The 17055-nt window shown below is 64.7% G+C and carries 12 protein-coding genes; 7 read left to right on the top strand and 5 right to left on the bottom strand.

What is annotated here, in order from left to right; genetic code table 11:
• From LJ655_RS25725 to LJ655_RS25715, 3 genes are all read left to right on the top strand, one after another.
• Positions 1-1714 (top strand): hypothetical protein (locus LJ655_RS25725; protein WP_230564001.1); only part of this gene is annotated, 1714 nt, incomplete at its 5' end.
• On the top strand, positions 1711-2295 hold the full coding sequence (locus LJ655_RS25720; RefSeq protein ID WP_230564000.1) for a hypothetical protein: 585 nt from the start codon (positions 1711-1713) through the stop codon (positions 2293-2295). The genes LJ655_RS25725 and LJ655_RS25720, both read left to right, overlap by 4 nt.
• A gap of 96 nt (positions 2296-2391) precedes the next feature.
• Positions 2392-2613, top strand: coding sequence for a hypothetical protein (locus LJ655_RS25715; protein ID WP_230563999.1), 222 nt, complete (start codon positions 2392-2394; stop codon positions 2611-2613).
• 43 nt (positions 2614-2656) lie between these two features.
• Here LJ655_RS25715 and LJ655_RS25710 read toward each other — a convergent pair whose 3' ends face one another.
• Both LJ655_RS25710 and LJ655_RS25705 read right to left on the bottom strand, forming a co-directional pair.
• Entirely contained in the window at positions 2657-3694 is a 1038-nt protein-coding gene (locus LJ655_RS25710) for a site-specific integrase (protein ID WP_230563998.1), read from the bottom strand.
• A gap of 537 nt (positions 3695-4231) precedes the next feature.
• Complete coding sequence (locus LJ655_RS25705; protein WP_230563997.1) at positions 4232-5251, bottom strand: site-specific integrase; 1020 nt, start codon at positions 5249-5251, stop codon at positions 4232-4234.
• Positions 5252-5548: 297 nt separating this feature from the next.
• On the opposite strand from LJ655_RS25705, the gene LJ655_RS25700 reads away from it, so the two are divergent.
• Positions 5549-7114, top strand: a complete 1566-nt coding sequence (locus LJ655_RS25700; protein ID WP_230563996.1) for a methyl-accepting chemotaxis protein — start codon at positions 5549-5551, stop codon at positions 7112-7114.
• Between the two features lie 266 nt (positions 7115-7380).
• Complete coding sequence (locus LJ655_RS25695) at positions 7381-7830, top strand: NUDIX hydrolase (protein ID WP_230563995.1); 450 nt, start codon at positions 7381-7383, stop codon at positions 7828-7830.
• 16 nt (positions 7831-7846) lie between these two features.
• Here LJ655_RS25695 and LJ655_RS25690 read toward each other — a convergent pair whose 3' ends face one another.
• Positions 7847-8827: a transporter substrate-binding domain-containing protein gene (locus tag LJ655_RS25690; protein WP_230563994.1), complete on the bottom strand. Its 981-nt coding sequence runs from the start codon at positions 8825-8827 to the stop codon at positions 7847-7849.
• Positions 8828-8928: 101 nt separating this feature from the next.
• Positions 8929-10653 (bottom strand): glutamine--tRNA ligase/YqeY domain fusion protein, encoded by a 1725-nt coding sequence (locus tag LJ655_RS25685; protein ID WP_230563993.1) that lies wholly within the window; start codon positions 10651-10653, stop codon positions 8929-8931.
• Between the two features lie 294 nt (positions 10654-10947).
• Here LJ655_RS25685 and ggt point away from each other — a divergent pair, with 294 nt between their 5' ends.
• On the top strand, positions 10948-12747 hold the full coding sequence (gene ggt / locus LJ655_RS25680) for a gamma-glutamyltransferase (protein WP_230563992.1): 1800 nt from the start codon (positions 10948-10950) through the stop codon (positions 12745-12747).
• 68 nt (positions 12748-12815) lie between these two features.
• Here the strand turns inward: ggt and LJ655_RS25675 are convergent, their stop codons facing one another.
• Positions 12816-14036, bottom strand: a complete 1221-nt coding sequence (locus tag LJ655_RS25675) for a CaiB/BaiF CoA transferase family protein (protein ID WP_230563991.1) — start codon at positions 14034-14036, stop codon at positions 12816-12818.
• Between the two features lie 245 nt (positions 14037-14281).
• On the opposite strand from LJ655_RS25675, the gene alaS reads away from it, so the two are divergent.
• Positions 14282-16906 (top strand): alanine--tRNA ligase, encoded by a 2625-nt coding sequence (gene alaS / locus LJ655_RS25670; protein ID WP_230563990.1) that lies wholly within the window; start codon positions 14282-14284, stop codon positions 16904-16906.
• Positions 16907-17055: the final 149 nt, after the last annotated feature.

The raw sequence follows: 17055 nt of genomic DNA, 5'->3' as shown, positions 1-17055 counted from the left end.
AGAGCTCACCCCGCATCGCCGCGTCCGCAGCGCTCGCTTTGCTGTGGAATCGCTGCTCGACTTCGCGTGGAATGCCCGCTCGCCTTGCCGTGGAACGGCTGCTCGATTTGCGCGGAATACGCAGCGAGACTTGATCCGCGCTGGTATTCACGAGGAATCCATCGGTCTGCTGCACCAGTACAAGTACGATTCCGTGAGAAGTGCAGAGGAGGTAGGACCGGGGACCGGCTACGCGTCCGAGCCTGCCACTTCACCGGACAGGGAGTACCCGATCCTGCTGCTGTCCCATGCGCGAATCCAGAATGGCTGTACGGCGACGTTCCAAGGGAGACCGCGCAGCCTGTTGATCTGGGACGAGTCGCTCATTTCGACAACTGCCAAGGCGATGTCGGTACAGGAGATTCGTCGGGTCAGGAATCACGCGGAGACTGACAAGCCGGAGTTGCTGCCGCACCTCGACAAGATCGTGTCGGTCATCGACGCAGAACTCGCCGCGCTGAAAGCGGACCCGTCGAGAAAGCCACGTCTTCTGGCGGAACTCCTGCCGCTGGGCGAATTTGTCGAAGCCGGAGAGACCGCGAATAGCCTGAGTCAACATGACAAGGCCGCTTCGTGGTTGCGCGATGAAGTGCTTAACTTGCTGGCCCTTATCAGTCTCCCTGTATCGGTGCTAATGACCGGCAACGGCGATACCGGCGATGGCATCGTCCGATACGCCATCACGGTCCCAGACGAGCTGAGCAATGTTGCGGTCCTAGACGCATCGTATGTTATCCGGGACTTGACGCAGGCGGATGCGTCTATCGTTGATCGCACCACTCCCGAGATGCTTGGGTACAAGTCCTACTCCAACGTCACGGTCAACCAAGTCAAGCTCGCGACCGGGAAGCAGGCCATGTCTGATTCTGTGGAGGCGTCGAAGCCTGCTGCTCACGAGTTGCAGAAGGTGATTGACGCTGTGCCGCCGGATGAGTGTGTGCTCGTGTTCACGTTCAAGGACGCAAGGCAGAAGCTGATCCGAAACCTCCGGCAACTAGGTGTCAATCTAGACGCAATGGTCGAGATCGACGGCAAGCCGCGCAGGCGTATCGAAGTCCTGACGTGGGGGCAGGAGACGAGCCGTAACGATCTGCTGCATTGTCGGCATGTGGTCATGGCGGGTGTGCTCCGCCGTAATCCGCTTGAGCTTGCTGCCGCGCTCTCCGGACAGCAACGCCTCGGTGAGTCGCCGAGGTTGCACACGGCGGGGGCGTTGCGGCGCCTGAACGTGTCGGAGATGGCGCATAGCGTACTGCAAGGAATGAACCGTGGTGCGTGTCGTGTGATGGACGGTGACGGGCAGGCTCAACGTATGAAGCTAACGATTCTTGTCGCTGGGGCCGGGGCAGGCGAGCTGCGTGAAGCACTTCAACCGGTTCTTCCGGGCGTCGTGTGGCGCGTCAGAGAGCCAGCGACGAAGTCGCCCAGCCGCACGCAGCAGGCGAGGCGCGCCATCGCGACGTTTCTCACTGAAACCAACGAGAACCGTGTGCCCGTGCGGGCCTTGCGAGGGGCAGTAGGTATCGAGCTGGGAACGGACGCGATGCGTACTGCAGTCGATAGCGCGCTACAGGACCTGCGCGACGCCGGTCATTGCTGGCGGCGTGATGCGCGGAGCTTGGTACGCGAGCGCGGGCAAGCTCACGTGGGGCACGACATGGGGCAATCTCGATGAGCAGGGGGCCCAAGGCCGGTTACATCCGGGTGCTGTCGCCAGTCGTCCCGCCGCATGTGGACATTCGGGGCAAGTTGAATACGGGCGCGTCGGCGCAGGCACAGCGCAAGCGGGAGCATGTCCGGGGCTGCGTCGAATGTCAGCGACGGACGGGCGGCCAGATCGCCGACCCGTACCGGCTGGCGGCGTGGCTCGAAGGGGCGAAGGTGTACGACGGGGCGCGGTGCTCGAAGTGTGGCTCGACGCGTCGTCGTGTGCGCGACGGCTCGTGCTACGGCTGTCATCTGAAGGACTCGCCGCTCGATCCGTCGCAACGCGTGCGGGTGCCGCAACACTCAAGGGACGGCTGGCTGGCGAGACTCGATGAAAAACGCAAGGAGGCGGCGGGGGAGGTCTGGGCGTTCGAGGTCGGTGACTGGCGGGCGAGGGTGTACCCGACCGGGCGGCTGGCAGTGGACTGTGACCGGCTACACATTCACTCCGAGGACTGGGCGAAAGTGCCGCCCGCCCGCGTCTTCGAGATCGGCACTAGCGAGCCTGACCTCGTTGAGGTGATGCGACGAGCGGGCTGGTCGGTGTGAGATGAGGGCGTGGCGGCGGTGCCGCCCGTCCGCAGCCTGGTGGCGAGGCGTGGAATCGCAGCATAATGGCCGTAGCGCACTTCTGGACGGAACGACATGGGCACCGAGAAGCAGAAGAAGCTGTCCAAGATTCATCAGGTCAACCTCGATAATCTAGTTAAACTGCAAGCGCAGACAACGAGGCTGATTAACGAGACAGCGGCGACGAACCAATGGACGAGGCGCTGGGAGCCGTGGCTGATGGCGGCTGCCTGTCTAGCAGTTGGCTCTGCAATCGTCGCGGCTGGGGCGGTCCTCGGCAAACTCCTTGGGCACTGAGGCGGCAGGCATTTCTACAATGCATGCATCCGCCGCTCAAGTGTCAACCTAGCTTCTTCGCCAGATCGCGCACCTGCAAATGGGTGTAACGTCGCAGCATCCTCACGTCCTGATGGCCGGTAATGGTGGCGACATCCATGACCGCCAACTGCTTCTCGAAGAGGCGGGACGTCGCCTCGTGACGTAGATCGTGAAAGCGAAGGTCTGTTATCCCAGCGCGCTTGACAACCCGCCGGAAGGCAAGCTTGAGCGCATTGGTAGTCAGGCCGGGGAAGACAGGACCCTTAAGCTCACCGCAATTTGGCGTGTTCGGTCGGAGGGCTTCGAGGGTCGCTACGGCTCGACTGGAGAGCGCAACGCCCCTTGGTATCGCTGTCTTCGTCTGCGTCAGTTGCACGGACAGTTCTGCGAGAAACACGCGCTCCCACTCAAGGCCAACGATCTCACCCCGGCGCATTGCAGTTTCGAGCGCCAAAATAATGATCGGGCGCACGTACGGATTCTGCGTAGTCACACAGGCTTTGAGCAGTGCAGCCTCTTCAGACCGAGATATACGGCGCTCTCGCGGTCGCCCTTCTCGCGGACGTCGCACGCGGTGGAAGGGATTATCCACTAGCGCGACTTCCCATTCGCCTCGTGCGACCTGGATAACGTGGCTCAGGAGATTCATGTCCCGATTCACGGTTGAGCCGCTTACCTTCTTGAGCCGTTCGTCGCGCCATTCCGCGATGCGCGAGGCAGTTAGCCCTTCGAGAGGGCAGGAAGCTAGTGAATGACCGAGGAGTCCCCGTAGACGGATTGCTTCGTCTGCGGCGGCTCGTTTGCCGGGAGTGACCTCCTCCAGATAGCGGATCATCAGATCGCCGAATAGTCGGTAGCGGGGAGCACACTGCGATGCGATGCGCTTATGTTCTTCGATAGCGCGAACGGCAGCAATCCGGGCGGCTATCGTGGCTTCGTGCGCGGCCATCCAAGTCTCGGCTTCGCTGCGCGTCTTGAATGTTCTCGAAAGGGCTGGAAACCCCTTGCGGCGGATTTTAGCGGTGTACGTCCCGTTAGGACGGACATAAATGGCGCCCATGCCTGCCTCCCACTCGAAAAGGATCTGTGCAGGTGCAGGCCGGTCATTGCCGCCGCCACTCGGCAGAGACAGTATGGCACGGAATGCTTGATCCGCGTTGTACCGCCGTGGCAGTGATTCGGAATGACGCGCTTGGCTCGTCTTGCCGTGCAATGGCGCGGTGTAGAATCGGGGTCAATCCCGCTCGCACAGGGACAGACCGTGCACACCATCAAGACTCATGCCGAACCAGTCAGGCGTCAGACCGGCGACCTCGCGAAGGTTCAGCAAGCCGACCTCAAACAGCGCCTACTTCTCGCGAGGCTCATTGACGAGTCGCTGGAACTGAGCGAGTGTCAAAGGGACAGGTGGACCCCAGCCTTGATCGGGTGGGGCTCGTTCGTGGCTGGCGGTGTCTTTGTCGGCGTCTGCCTTGGCATCGCTGCGTGGATGTTGCGCTGAAGCTAGCGACTGCACTACAGACGAACAATGACGTAGCGGAGCCTCGGCGCTCGGATGGAAGGGCTACTCCGGGGCGCTAGTGTCTGCGAATGGATGTCAGCCGAGTTTCTTCGCTAGGTCCTCGGCCCGGAGGTGCGTGTACCGCTGAAGCATTGAGAGCGTTTTATGTCCGGTTATGCTCGCAACCTCGATCATGTTCAGACCGCGCTCGAAGAAGCTGCTCGTTGCCTCGTGGCGGAGATCGTGCAGGCGGATGCCAATGAGCCATCGTGCGTCAACAGGCCGATCCCAAACTCGGCACGTCGATTCGTAGACCTTGCGTGCCCGCCGTACAGCGCGGCAGAACGCCCGCGACGCGGCGCTGTCGGTCATGGCGAAGGGTACGGTACAGCCAGCGGTCTTGCGGGCTTGAAGGAGGGCGAGGGCTGCTGTGGACAGCGGTACGTCACGAGGCGTGTCCGTCTTCGTCACGGGCAGGTGGGCCGTACGCCGGGAAAAATCTACGTGCTCCCACCGAAGCGCGAGAATCTCTCCGCGCCGCATCCCGGTAGCTACAGCGAATTGCACGAGATCGCGCAGAAGTGGCGACTCTGTGGCGTCGATGATCGCCTGAACCTCGGCGGGCTGCACCCGACGGTCGCGGCCCTCGGTCTTGCGTGGCTTGATGACCTTGGGCACCCCGCCGGGCAGGACGAAGCCCCATTCCTTCGTCGCGAGTGTCAGCACGCGGTTCAGCAGGTTCAACTCGTGGATTACGGTCTGCGGCGAAACGGACTTCAGCCGCCTATCCCGGTACTCGACCAACGCGGGCGAGGTCAGGGCGGTCAGCTTGTACGGCCCCAGTGCAGCACGCACTGTCCGCGCTCGCCCTTTGTCGCTGGCGTGGCTGCGCTTGGCGGGGGAGACGTCCCGCATGTAGCGGTCGAGCAGGTCCGCGACGGTCGTGTTCTCAGCTTCGTCCCGGTTGACGAACACGCCGCCGTCCATTTCTGCCTCGACCGAGCGACCCCATGCCGCAGCCTCCGATCGTGTTGAGAACTTCTTGGACTGATGCGGGAATCCCTTCCTGCGGACCTGACACAGCCATCCGTCGGTGCGCTTGCTTATTGTTGCCATACGGCCTCCGAAGAGACCGCCGAGTGTGACTGGCGTGTGACTGAAACAGCCTCAGCTGGATAGAAGCCCCGCCCAGCAAGGCGGGGCGCTACACGAGCATCGGCCTTCTAAGCCGAGGGTCGGGGGTTCGAGCCCCTCCTGCCGTGCCAGAATCATCGAAGGGTTACAGGCCCCGCGCCTGTAACCCTTTTTCTTTTTGCACCTCCCGCGGACCGGTTTCTGGCGAGCCTCAGGAAATCGCGCGCGGCGCCGTTAATCCATTAGAACTACTTGACGCGCTGCGATGGAGGAACCCGCGTGAACCGACTTAGCCTCAACACCAAACTCTGGCTCGCGCTGCTGATTACGTGGCTCGGCCTGCTCGGCCTCGGCGGTTGGGCCGCGTGGCAGTCGCGCGCGACGATGCTCGCCGAGCGCAAGTCAGCAGTGCAAAACGTCGTCGAGAGCGCGTATGCCATCGTCGCCGACTACGCGCAGCGCGCCGATCAGCACGAGCTGACGCCCGAGCAGGCGAGAGAGCAGGCGATGGCGCGCCTGTCCGCGATACGCTACCCCGGCAGCGGCTACATGATCGTGACAACCGCGACACCGGTCGTGATCATGCATCCGATGCTCGCCGATCTACGCAACAAGGACGTATCGCACTACGGGGACAGCGACGGCAAGCTGCTGTTCGTCGAGATGGTCAAGGTCGCGCAGGCACAGGGCCAGGGCTTCGTCGATTACATGGGGCGTGTTCCCGGCAACAATGAGCGCGTACCGAAGATCAGCTTCGTCAAGCGCTTTGCAGCGTGGGACTGGTATCTGATCTCGGGCGTCTATGTGAACGACATCGACGCGGCGTTCCGCGCCGATCTGCTGCGCTATCTGCTGACGATCCTCGTGATCGGCAGCTTCAGCACCGCCGCACTCGTGCTGATCATCCGCAACGTCAAGCGCAGCCTCGGCGGCGAGCCCGCCTATGCCGCGAGCGTCGCCGAGACGATCGCCGACGGCGACCTGTCGCGCCCGGTCGCACTGAGCGGCGGCGATCGGGAGAGCATGCTGTTCGCGATGCAGCGCATGCAAAGCCGGCTCGCCGACGCGATCCGGCGCATTCGCGGCGGCACTGAAGCGATCACGGTCGCGGCCGAAGAAATCGCCGCGGGCAATCTCGATCTGTCGGCGCGCACCGAAGAGCAGGCGTCGTCGCTCGGCGAAACGGCCGCGAGCATGGAGCAGTTGACGGCGACCGTCAAGCAGAACGCCGACAACGCGTTGCAGGCCAACCGCATGGCGCGCTCCGCTTCGCAGCTCGCGGGCGAGGGCGGCGAGGCCGTCCAGCACGTCGTCGCGAACATGCAGAGCATCGCGGCGAGCTCGGCGCGGGTGGTCGATATCATCGGCGTGATCGAAAGCATCGCGTTCCAGACCAACATCCTTGCGCTGAACGCGGCGGTCGAAGCGGCGCGCGCCGGCGAAGAAGGCCGCGGCTTCGCGGTCGTCGCGGGCGAGGTGCGCAATCTCGCGCGCCGCAGCGCCGATGCGGCCAAGGAGATCAAGACGCTGATCGAGGATTCCGTCGAGCGCGTCGGTAACGGCCAGGCGCTCGTCGAGAAAGCGGGCGGCACGATGGCGTCGCTCGTCGATGCGGTGAAGCGCGTCACCGACATCATCAGCGAGATTTCCGCTGCGTCCGACGAGCAGAGCCGCGGCATCGAGCAGGTCAATCTCGCGATCGCGCAGATGGACGAAACGACCCAGCAGAACGCGGCGATGGTCGAGCAGGCGGCGGCCGCCGCGCAGTCGATGCAGGAGCAGGCGCAGATGCTGCGCGACGTCGTCAACATTTTTCGCCTGCAGGGCACGGCCGCCGCGCGTTGATGGCCGCGCGGTCTCGCAAAGTGTGCATGCTATGCTTTTGAGGTCTTGATCAAAAGCCGCCGCGCGCCGTGTGCCGTGCGCACTTCGAGGAGAGTCCTGCATGTCGACGCGAACCCGTGTGCCGTTCCACCTCCGTGCCGCGAGCCTGCCTCCCGGCACGGCGATCGGCGCGCAAGCGGCCAACCTCGGCTCAATGCGAAAGGGCAATCGATGAACCTGCGTCCGAACTTCTGCAAGGAAGGCGGCGCCTGGCAACTGCAGAAGCGATGAGCCCGCGAGTCGTCTCATGCGGGATCGTGCTGCTCGATCCCGACGGTCGCGTGCTGCTCGCGCACGCAACCGAAACGACACACTGGGATATTCCGAAAGGACATGGCGAGGACGGCGAAGCGCCGGACGTGACCGCGCTGCGCGAGATGGCCGAGGAAACCGGCATCGCGCTCCGGCCTGATCGCCTGAGGGACCTCGGCCTGTTCGTCTACCGGCGCGACAAGGACCTGCATCTATTCGCGGCGCGCGCGCGTGCCGGCGAACTCGACCTGAGCACGTGCACCTGCACGTCACTGTTTCCGCGCCGCTCGGATGGCATGCTGATCCCCGAAATGGACGACTACCGCTGGGTGTCTGTCGATGAAATCCCGCGCTATGCGAGCCGCAGTCTGACGCGGCTCTTCGAGACGACGCTCTCGCTCGCGGAATTGCACCGGTCGCTATAGACGGCGCATGCGGCCGTCAATCGAGCGCGTGGTCGTTCGGATGCGCGAACAACGCGCGGTTCTGCTCCGACAGCGGGAAATTGACGTTGATGCCGTGCGGCGGAATCGGCTGCGTGAACCACACTCTGTAGAGACGCTCGGCGTCGCCCGACGTCTGCGCGTGCGCGATCACGCGGTTCACGAGCGCGCGGAACGGCTCGTCGCCTTTGCGGAACATGCACGCATAAACCTCGTAGCCGAGGGGCGTGCCCGTCACGATGAAATCGTCGGGATGCGGGTCGGTCGCCTTGAAGCCGTAGATGATCGGCTCGTCCATCACGAACGCCACCGCGTGGCCTTCCTTCATCGCGGTGAAGGCGTCCTGATGGTCGCGCACGCTCATGATGCGCATGTTCAGCTGCTTGCGGGTATTGAGGCTGCGCAGCAGGCGCTCGTCGGACGTGCCCGCGGTCGTCACGACCCGCTTGCCGGCCAGATCGGCGAAATCGGTGATGCCGCTATTCTTGCGCGTAATCATGCGCACCGCGTATTGAAAAAGGCTGTCTGAGAATGCGGCGACGTTTTCTCGCTCGACCGTGTGCGTGGTCGAGCCGCATTCGAAGTCGATCTGGTTGTTGAGCAGCATTGGCGTGCGGTTCGACGACGTCACCGTGACCTCGTGAACCCGCAGTTGCGGCAGACCGAGCGTTTTCCTGATTTCATCGACGATCTGCATCGCGATCGCCTGCGAGTAGCCGACGGTACGCTCGCCGTCGAAGTACGAGAACGGGATCGATGCCTCACGCACACCGAGCACGACGACGCCGTCGTCGCGGATCTTTCTCAGCGTGCCGGTCAGTTCGCCCGCGCTTGCGGCACCGGAGAACGCGACCGCGCCGCAGGCGGCCAGCGCAAACAGCACGCTGCGCGTGCCGCGCAGCAGACGCGAAAAGCGCGGGCGCCGGACATGGCGAACGGCGGCCTCGGTCCGTTCCCCGCGGAGAGCTGCAACTTTCATCGGACCTTGCGGACCGGCGCCGCCGCGAGCGCGCAGTGAGTGTCGATCGAACATATCCTGGCTGGACCGGCCGGCAGCGTCGGGTAGTCGCTGAGGCATGCTTACGCCGGCTTGCCCCAACTGTCGCGCAGACTGACGATGCGATTGAAAACGGGCCGACCCGGCTTCGAATCGACGCGGTCGGCGACGAAGTAGCCGTGGCGCTCGAACTGGTAGCGCTGCTCCGGCAGCGCATGGCGCGCGCCCGTTTCCAGATAGGCCTGGACCACGCGCTTCGAGTCCGGATTCAGCGCTTCGAGGAAGTCGCGTCCGCCGGCGTCCGGCTGCGCTTCCTTGAACAGCCGGTCGTAGATGCGCACTTCCGCCGCGCAAGCGGCCGCGGCGCTGACCCAGTGGATGTTGCCCTTGACCTTGTAGTTGTTCGCGCCTTCGGTGCCCGATTTGCTGTCCGGGAAGTAGTTGCAATGCACCGCGACGACGTTGCCGTTCTCGTCCTTGTCCGCGTGCGTGCATTCGATCACATACCCGTAGCGCAGACGCACCCGGTTGCCGGGGAACAGGCGGAAATAGCCCTTCGGCGGCGTCTCCGTGAAGTCCTCGCGCTCGATCCACAGCTCGCGCGAAATCGGGAACTCACGCGTGCCGTGTTCCGGATGATGCGGATGCACCGGCGCGTGGCACGGCTCGGTCAGGTTTTCGGGGAAGTTGTCGATGATCAGCTTGACCGGGTCGAGCACGGCCACGGTGCGCGGCGCCTTCGCGTCGAGATCGTCGCGCAGCGCGCCTTCGAACACGCTCATGTCGATCCAGGAATCGACCTTGGTCACGCCGATGCGCTCGCAGAACAACTGGATCGACTCGGGGGTGAAGCCGCGCCGGCGCACGCCGACGATGGTCGGCATGCGCGGGTCGTCCCAGCCGTCCACATGGCCTTCGTTGACGAGTTGCAGCAGCTTGCGCTTGCTGGTGATCGCGTAGGTCAGGTTCAGGCGCGAAAACTCGATTTGCTGCGGCAGCGGACGCTTGAAGATACCGGCTTCGGCGAGTTCGTTGAGAATCCAGTCGTACAGCGGGCGGTGGTCTTCGAACTCGAGCGTGCACAGCGAATGCGTGATGTTTTCGAGCGCGTCCGAGATGCAGTGCGTGTAGTCGTACATCGGGTACACGCACCAGGTGTCGCCGGTGCGGTAGTGATGCGCGAAGCGAATCCGGTAGATGACCGGGTCGCGCATGTTGAAGTTCGGCGACGACATGTCGATCTTCGCGCGCAGCACGTGCTCGCCTTCCTTGAACTCGCCCGCCTTCATGCGGCGGAACAGGTCGAGGTTCTGCTCGACCGAACGCTCGCGGAAGCGCGACGGCGTGCCGACTTCGCTGGCCGAGCCGCGGTTCGCGCGGATTTCCTCGGCCGACTGGCTATCCACATACGCGCGGCCGCGCTGGATCAGCAGCTCGGCGAACTCGTACAGCTTGTCGTAGTAGTCGCTCGCGTAGTACAGATGCTCCGTGCGGTCCTTTTGCCACTCGAAGCCGAGCCAGCGCACCGAGTCGATGATCGACTCGACGTACTCGACGCTTTCCTTCTCCGGATTGGTGTCGTCGAAACGCAGATGGCACACGCCGCCGTAGCTGCGCGCGACGCCGAAGTTCAGGCAGATGCTCTTGGCGTGACCAATATGCAGATAGCCGTTCGGCTCGGGCGGGAAGCGCGTCTCGACGCGCTGGCTCCATTTGCCGCTGCGGTTGTCGTCGTCGATGATGTTACGGATGAAATTGGATGCCGCGGGCGCGTCGTTGCGTTCAGCGTCTTTGCGTTCGGTATTCATGCGAGAAGGTGAGAGTCCGTGGGGGCGCGCAATGCGCCCGCTGAGGCTCCAATTCTACCTGACGAGCCCGCTCGCGGCAGGCGCTTGCGGCGCGCCTCGGGCTGTAACAGGAGGTAAATCGGGTTGGCGGCACGCAACGCGGCGACTTAGGATGCGCTGCTGCGCGCGAGCCGCGCGCTGTCCCGGACCTACGCGCGGGCGCGCTTGCTCCAGCCGTTCGCGCGGTCCCTTGTCGGCTTGCACGGAGCGCCGCCGTTCGTGCGCCATGCTGGCCCGTTGCCGGAGTTTTCTCGGATGTCCGTCCCGACGCACGGCGTGGTCTACGCGCCATTCCCCCGCGCTTTGGCTAGCGCCCGCCTTTCTTGCCGAACCCGCCGCGTTGCGCTCGCTTCGGCGTGGTTTGCCGCGCTCGCCGTGAGTCTCGCCGCGCCGCTTCCGGCTCTCGCGAAAACGCCCTTGCCGAAGCCGGCGCTCGATGCGTCGGCCGTCGCCGCGCCCGATAGCTACAGCGCCGACACCGCGCAGCAGATCTTCGCTGCTGGCGGCAACGCGGTCGATGCCGCGGTCGCGATGGCCTTCACGCTTGCGGTCACGCGGCCCGACGCGGGCAACCTCGGCGGCGGCGGTTTCATGACGCTGCTGGTCGACGGCAAGCCGTATTTTCTCGACTACCGCGAGCGCGCGCCGCAGCAGGCGACCCGCGACATGTATCTGGACGACAAGGGCAACGTGGTGCCCGGCATGAGCACGGTGGGTCATCGCGCGGTGGCGGTGCCGGGCAGCGTCGACGGCATGTGGCAAGCGCAGCGGCGCTTCGGCAGGCTCAAGTGGAAGCAGGTGCTCGCGCCCGCGATCCACTACGCGAGCGACGGCTTCCAGGTCGATCCGCGGCTGCAGCAGCGCCGCGACGCGGCGGCGAAGAATTTCGCCGGCAAGACCAACTTCGACGCCTACTTCGCAAACCTGAAGGCAGGTACGACGCTGCGCCAGCCCGAACTCGCGCAGACGCTCGGGCGGATCGCGAGCGACGGCGGCCGCGAGTTCTACGAGGGCCGCACGGCCGGGATGATCGCCACGCAGATGTATGGCCACGGCCTGATCACGAGTCAGGATCTGAGCCAGTACAAGGCGGTGTGGCGCGAGCCGCTCGCCGCCGACTGGCACGGCTACCGCGTGATCACCGCACCGCCGCCGAGCTCGAGCGGCATCGGCCTCGTCCAGATGCTGAAGATGCGGACCGATCTGCAGCCGGCGTTCGACGGTCTCGCATTGAATTCGGCGCCCTACGTTCACCTGATCGCGCAAATTTCGGACCGTGTGTTCGCGGACCGGCAACGCTATATCGGCGATCCCGACGCCGTGCCCGTGCCGGCCGCGAAGCTGACCGACGATGCCTACCTCGCGCAACGCGCGGCCGAAGTCAAGGCTGACGAAGCGCCCGGCACGGCGGCGGTGAAGCCGGGCCTCGACACGTCCGCTCAGACGGAAAAGGCGCAGACCACGCATTTCTCGGTGGTCGACAAGTGGGGCAACGCGGTGTCGAACACCTACACGCTGAACGGCGATTTCGGCTCGGGAGTCGTGGTGGACGGCGCGGGGTTCCTGCTGAACGACGCGATGGATGATTTCGTGATCAAGCCGTCGGGCGCTGGCGCGGCGGGCACGGCCCCGGCGCCCGGCACCGCCGATGCGGAACTGAACACGATCGCGCCGGGCCGCCGCCCGATTTCGTCGATGACGCCGACGCTGCTGCTGAAGGACGGCAAGATTGCGCTCGCGATCGGCACGCCCGGGGGCTCGCGCATTCTGACGACGATCTTCCAGGTCATGACGAATCTGTACGACTTCGACATGCCGCCGCCGGACGCGCTCGCCGCGATGCGATTCCATCATCAGCTGCTGCCGCAGAAGACGATCTACTTTGAGCCGTACCATCCCGTGCCGGACGAGCTTGCCGCGCAACTGAAGGCGCTCGGTTACACGGTCGAGCAGCAGCCGTTCAACGGCGACGTGCAGATGATTCGCGTGAACGGCACGACGCCCGAGCCCGCCAGCGATCCACGCGGTGCCGGCGTGGCACGCCTGATTCGGTAGACGGCCCGCAGGCAAGCGCGCGATGCCGATAGCGGCTCCGGCGATTGGGACGAGCGCCGCTTCACTGATCAGATCACCGCTCGGCGTTTCAACCCGGCAATCGTCTGGGCGTCGTATCCGAGCACCTCGCGCAGCACTTGCCCGGTATGCTCGCCGAGCAGCGGCGGATGGCTCAACGCTTGCGGCGGTGTGCCGCTCATGTTGATCGGATTGCGCACGAGCTTGACGGTACCACCCGACGGATGCGGCAGATCCACCTGCAGACCGCGCGCGACCACCTGCTCGTTGTCGAACACCTCGTCGAGGTTGTTGATCGGCCCGCAAGGCACGCTGGACGCTTCGAGCGCCGCAATCCACTGCTGCTTGCTCCGCAGGCGGACCATGTCCGCGAGAATCGGCACGAGCAGTTCGCGGTTTCGCACGCGCGCGGGGTTGGTCGCGAAGCGGTCGTCGTCGGCGAGTTCGGGACGGCCGCCCGCCTCGACGAACTTGCGGAACTGTCCGTCATTGCCCACCGCGACGATGATCCAGCCGTCGCTCGTCTGGAAGGTCTGGTAGGGCACGATGTTCGGATGCGCATTGCCCCAGCGCACCGGCGGCTGGCCGCTCGCGAGGTAGTTCGAGTTCATGTTGGCGAGCATCGCGACCTGCACGTCGAGCAGCGCCATGTCGATATATTGGCCTTCGCCCGTTCGGTCGCGGTGCGTGAGCGCGGTCAGCACGGCGACCGTCGCATACATGCCGGTCATCAGGTCGGCGATCGCGACGCCGGCCTTCTGCGGGCCGCCGCCCGGCTGACCGTCGCGCTCGCCGGTGATGCTCATGAAGCCGCCGATGCCCTGCACGATGAAGTCGTAGCCGGGGCGCTGCGCATAGGGGCCGGTCTGCCCGAAGCCCGTGACCGAGCAGTAGATCAGATCGGGCTTCACCTGCTTCAGCGATTCGTAGTCGAGGCCGTACTTCTTCAACTGTCCGGCCTTGTAGTTCTCCAACACCACGTCGCTTTGCGCGGCCAGCTCGCGGACGATGCGCTGGCCCTCGGCCGACGCGATGTCGAGGGTGACCGAGCGCTTGTTGCGGTTCGCCGCGAGATAGTAGGCGGCTTCGTGCGTGTCCGCGCCGTCCGGCGTTTTCAGATACGGAGGCCCCCAGTGGCGCGTGTCGTCGCCGACTTCGGGGCGCTCGATCTTGATGACGTCGGCGCCGAAATCGGCAAGCGTCTGCGCGCACCACGGGCCGGCGAGCACGCGGGTGAGATCCAGCACGCGGATGTGACTGAGAGCGCCCATGTTGTTGAATGTCTCCTGACGTAGGCCGGCGGCAGCGCGGGCTGCCGTGCGTGGTTGCGCGCGAGGTTTCGTGGAAGTCATCTTAAGCGATTCCCGCGTGCGGGCGCAGCTAGCCGAACGTCATGGCGCGGCGCCGCGCGCGCTTGCCGATCCCGTATAATCAGTCGTTTAAGAAACAGACAGTTGGCGCATCTCACCGACCGCCAGTCCCAGTCAGGAACCGTCAGAACCGTCCCCCGCACGCTATGAAAGCCGCTGAAATCCGCGAGAAATTCCTCAAGTTCTTCGAATCGAAGGGCCACACGATCGTCCGTTCGTCGAGCCTCGTGCCCGGCAACGACCCGACACTGCTCTTCACCAATTCGGGAATGGTGCAGTTCAAAGATGTGTTCCTCGGCGCGGAATCGCGTCCGTATGCGCGCGCCACGACAGCGCAGCGCAGCGTGCGCGCCGGCGGCAAGCACAACGACCTCGAGAACGTCGGCTACACCGCGCGTCATCACACGTTCTTCGAGATGCTCGGCAATTTCTCCTTCGGCGACTACTTCAAGCGTGACGCGATCCACTACGCGTGGGAATTGCTGACCGAAGTCTACAAGCTGCCCAAAGACAAACTGTGGGTCACCGTCTATCAGGAAGACGATGAAGCGCACGACATCTGGGCGAAGGAAGTGGGCGTGCCCGTCGAGCGCATCATCCGCATCGGCGACAACAAGGGCGCGCGCTACGCGTCGGACAACTTCTGGCAGATGGCCGACGTCGGTCCGTGCGGCCCGTGCTCGGAAATCTTCTACGACCACGGCCCGGACGTGTGGGGTGGTCCTCCGGGATCGCCCGAGGAAGACGGCGACCGCTACATCGAGATCTGGAATCTCGTGTTCATGCAGTTCAGCCGCGACGCGCAAGGCAACATGACGCCGCTGCCCAAGCAGTGCGTGGACACCGGCATGGGCCTCGAGCGGATCGCCGCTGTGCTGCAGCACGTGCACAGCAACTATGAGATCGACCTGTTCCAGGCGCTGATCAAGGCCGCTGGGCGCGAAACCGGCGTCACCGATCTCGGCAACAACTCGCTGAAGGTGATCGCCGATCACATCCGCGCGTGCTCGTTCCTGATCGTCGACGGCGTGATTCCGGGCAACGAGGGCCGCGGCTACGTGCTGCGCCGTATCGTGCGCCGCGCCATCCGCCACGGCTACAAGCTCGGCAAGAAGGGTTCGTTCTTCCATCGCCTCGTCGCCGACCTCGTCGCGCAGATGGGCGACGCGTACCCGGAACTGAAGGACGCCGAGCAGCGCGTGACCGACGTGCTGCGCCAGGAAGAAGAGCGTTTCTTCGAGACGATCGAGCACGGCATGTCGATCCTCGAAGCCGCCCTGGCCGACCTCGACGCGAAGGGTGGCAAGACGCTCGACGGCGAACTCGCGTTCAAGCTGCATGACACCTACGGCTTCCCGCTCGACCTGACCGCGGACGTTTGCCGCGAGCGCGAAGTAACGGTCGACGAAGCCGCGTTCGACGATGCGATGGCGCGTCAGCGCGAGCAGGCGCGCGCGGCGGGCAAGTTCAAGATGGCGCAGGGCCTCGAATACTCGGGCGCGAAGACCACGTTCCACGGCTATGAGGAAATCGTCTTCGACGACGCCAAGGTCGTCGCGCTGTACGTGGACGGCGCGTCGGTGCAGCAGGTGCAAAGCGGCCAGCAGGCGGTCGTCGTGCTCGATCACACGCCGTTTTACGCGGAGTCGGGCGGCCAGGTCGGCGACCAGGGCGTGCTCGCGAATGCCAGCACACGCTTTGCGGTCGTCGATACGCTCAAGGTGCAGGCCGACGTGGTCGGCCATCACGGCACGCTCGAGCAAGGCACGCTGAAGGTCGGTGACGTTCTGAAGGCGGAAATCGACGCGGTGCGCCGCGCCCGCACGGCGCGCAACCACTCGGCCACCCACCTGATGCACAAGGCGCTGCGCGAGGTGCTCGGCTCGCACGTGCAGCAGAAGGGCTCGCTCGTCGACGCTGACAAGACCCGCTTCGACTTCGCGCACAACGCGCCGATGACGGACGAGCAGATCCGCCGCGTCGAGGAAATCGTCAACGCCGAGGTGCTCGCGAACGCACCCGGTATCGTGCGCGTGATGTCGTACGACGACGCGGTGAAGGGCGGCGCAATGGCGCTGTTCGGCGAAAAGTACGGCGACGAAGTGCGCGTGCTCGATCTCGGCTTCTCGCGTGAGCTGTGCGGCGGCACGCACGTGAATCGCTCGGGCGACATCGGTTTCTTCAAGATCGTGATGGAAGGCGGCGTTGCGGCGGGCATTCGTCGCGTCGAAGCGATCACCGGCGACAACGCGGTGCGTTACGTGCAGGAACTCGAAGCGCGCGTCAACGCGGCCGCGGCCGTGCTGAAGGCGCAACCGGCGGAACTCACGCAGCGCATCGGCCAGGTGCAGGACCAGGTGAAGGCGCTCGAGAAGGAACTGAGCGCGCTCAAGTCGAAGCTGGCGTCGAGCCAGGGCGACGAACTCGCGGGCGAAGCGATCGAAGTCGGCGGCGTGCATGTGCTCGCGGCGACGCTCGAAGGCGCTGACGTCAAGACGCTGCGCGAAACGGTGGACAAGCTCAAGGACAAGCTGAAGAGCGCGGCAATCGTGCTCGCGTCGGTCGAAGCCGGCAAGATCAGCCTGATCGCCGGTGTGACCGCCGACGCCAGCAAGAAAGTCAAGGCGGGCGAGCTGGTCAACTTCGTTGCCCAGCAGGTGGGCGGCAAGGGCGGCGGCCGGCCGGACATGGCGCAGGCTGGCGGTACCGAGCCGGCCAAACTGCCGGCGGCGCTCGCGGGCGTCAAGGCTTGGGTCGAAGGGCAGCTTTGATTTCGATGCAGGATTGATTCCGGCTCGACGTGAGTCGAGCCGGGTTTGACGAAGGGGCCACACGGCGCGCCGGCAGGATCGGCGAACCGCGTGGCCCCTTCGCTTTTGCTGAAAGCCGCTCGGATAGCGCCGCGCCCGCTTACCGGCGC

Origin of the sequence: Paraburkholderia translucens (genome assembly GCF_020881035.1) — a bacterium.
Lineage (GTDB): Bacteria > Pseudomonadota > Gammaproteobacteria > Burkholderiales > Burkholderiaceae > Paraburkholderia > Paraburkholderia translucens.
This window is presented reverse-complemented; position numbering and strand designations above follow the sequence as displayed.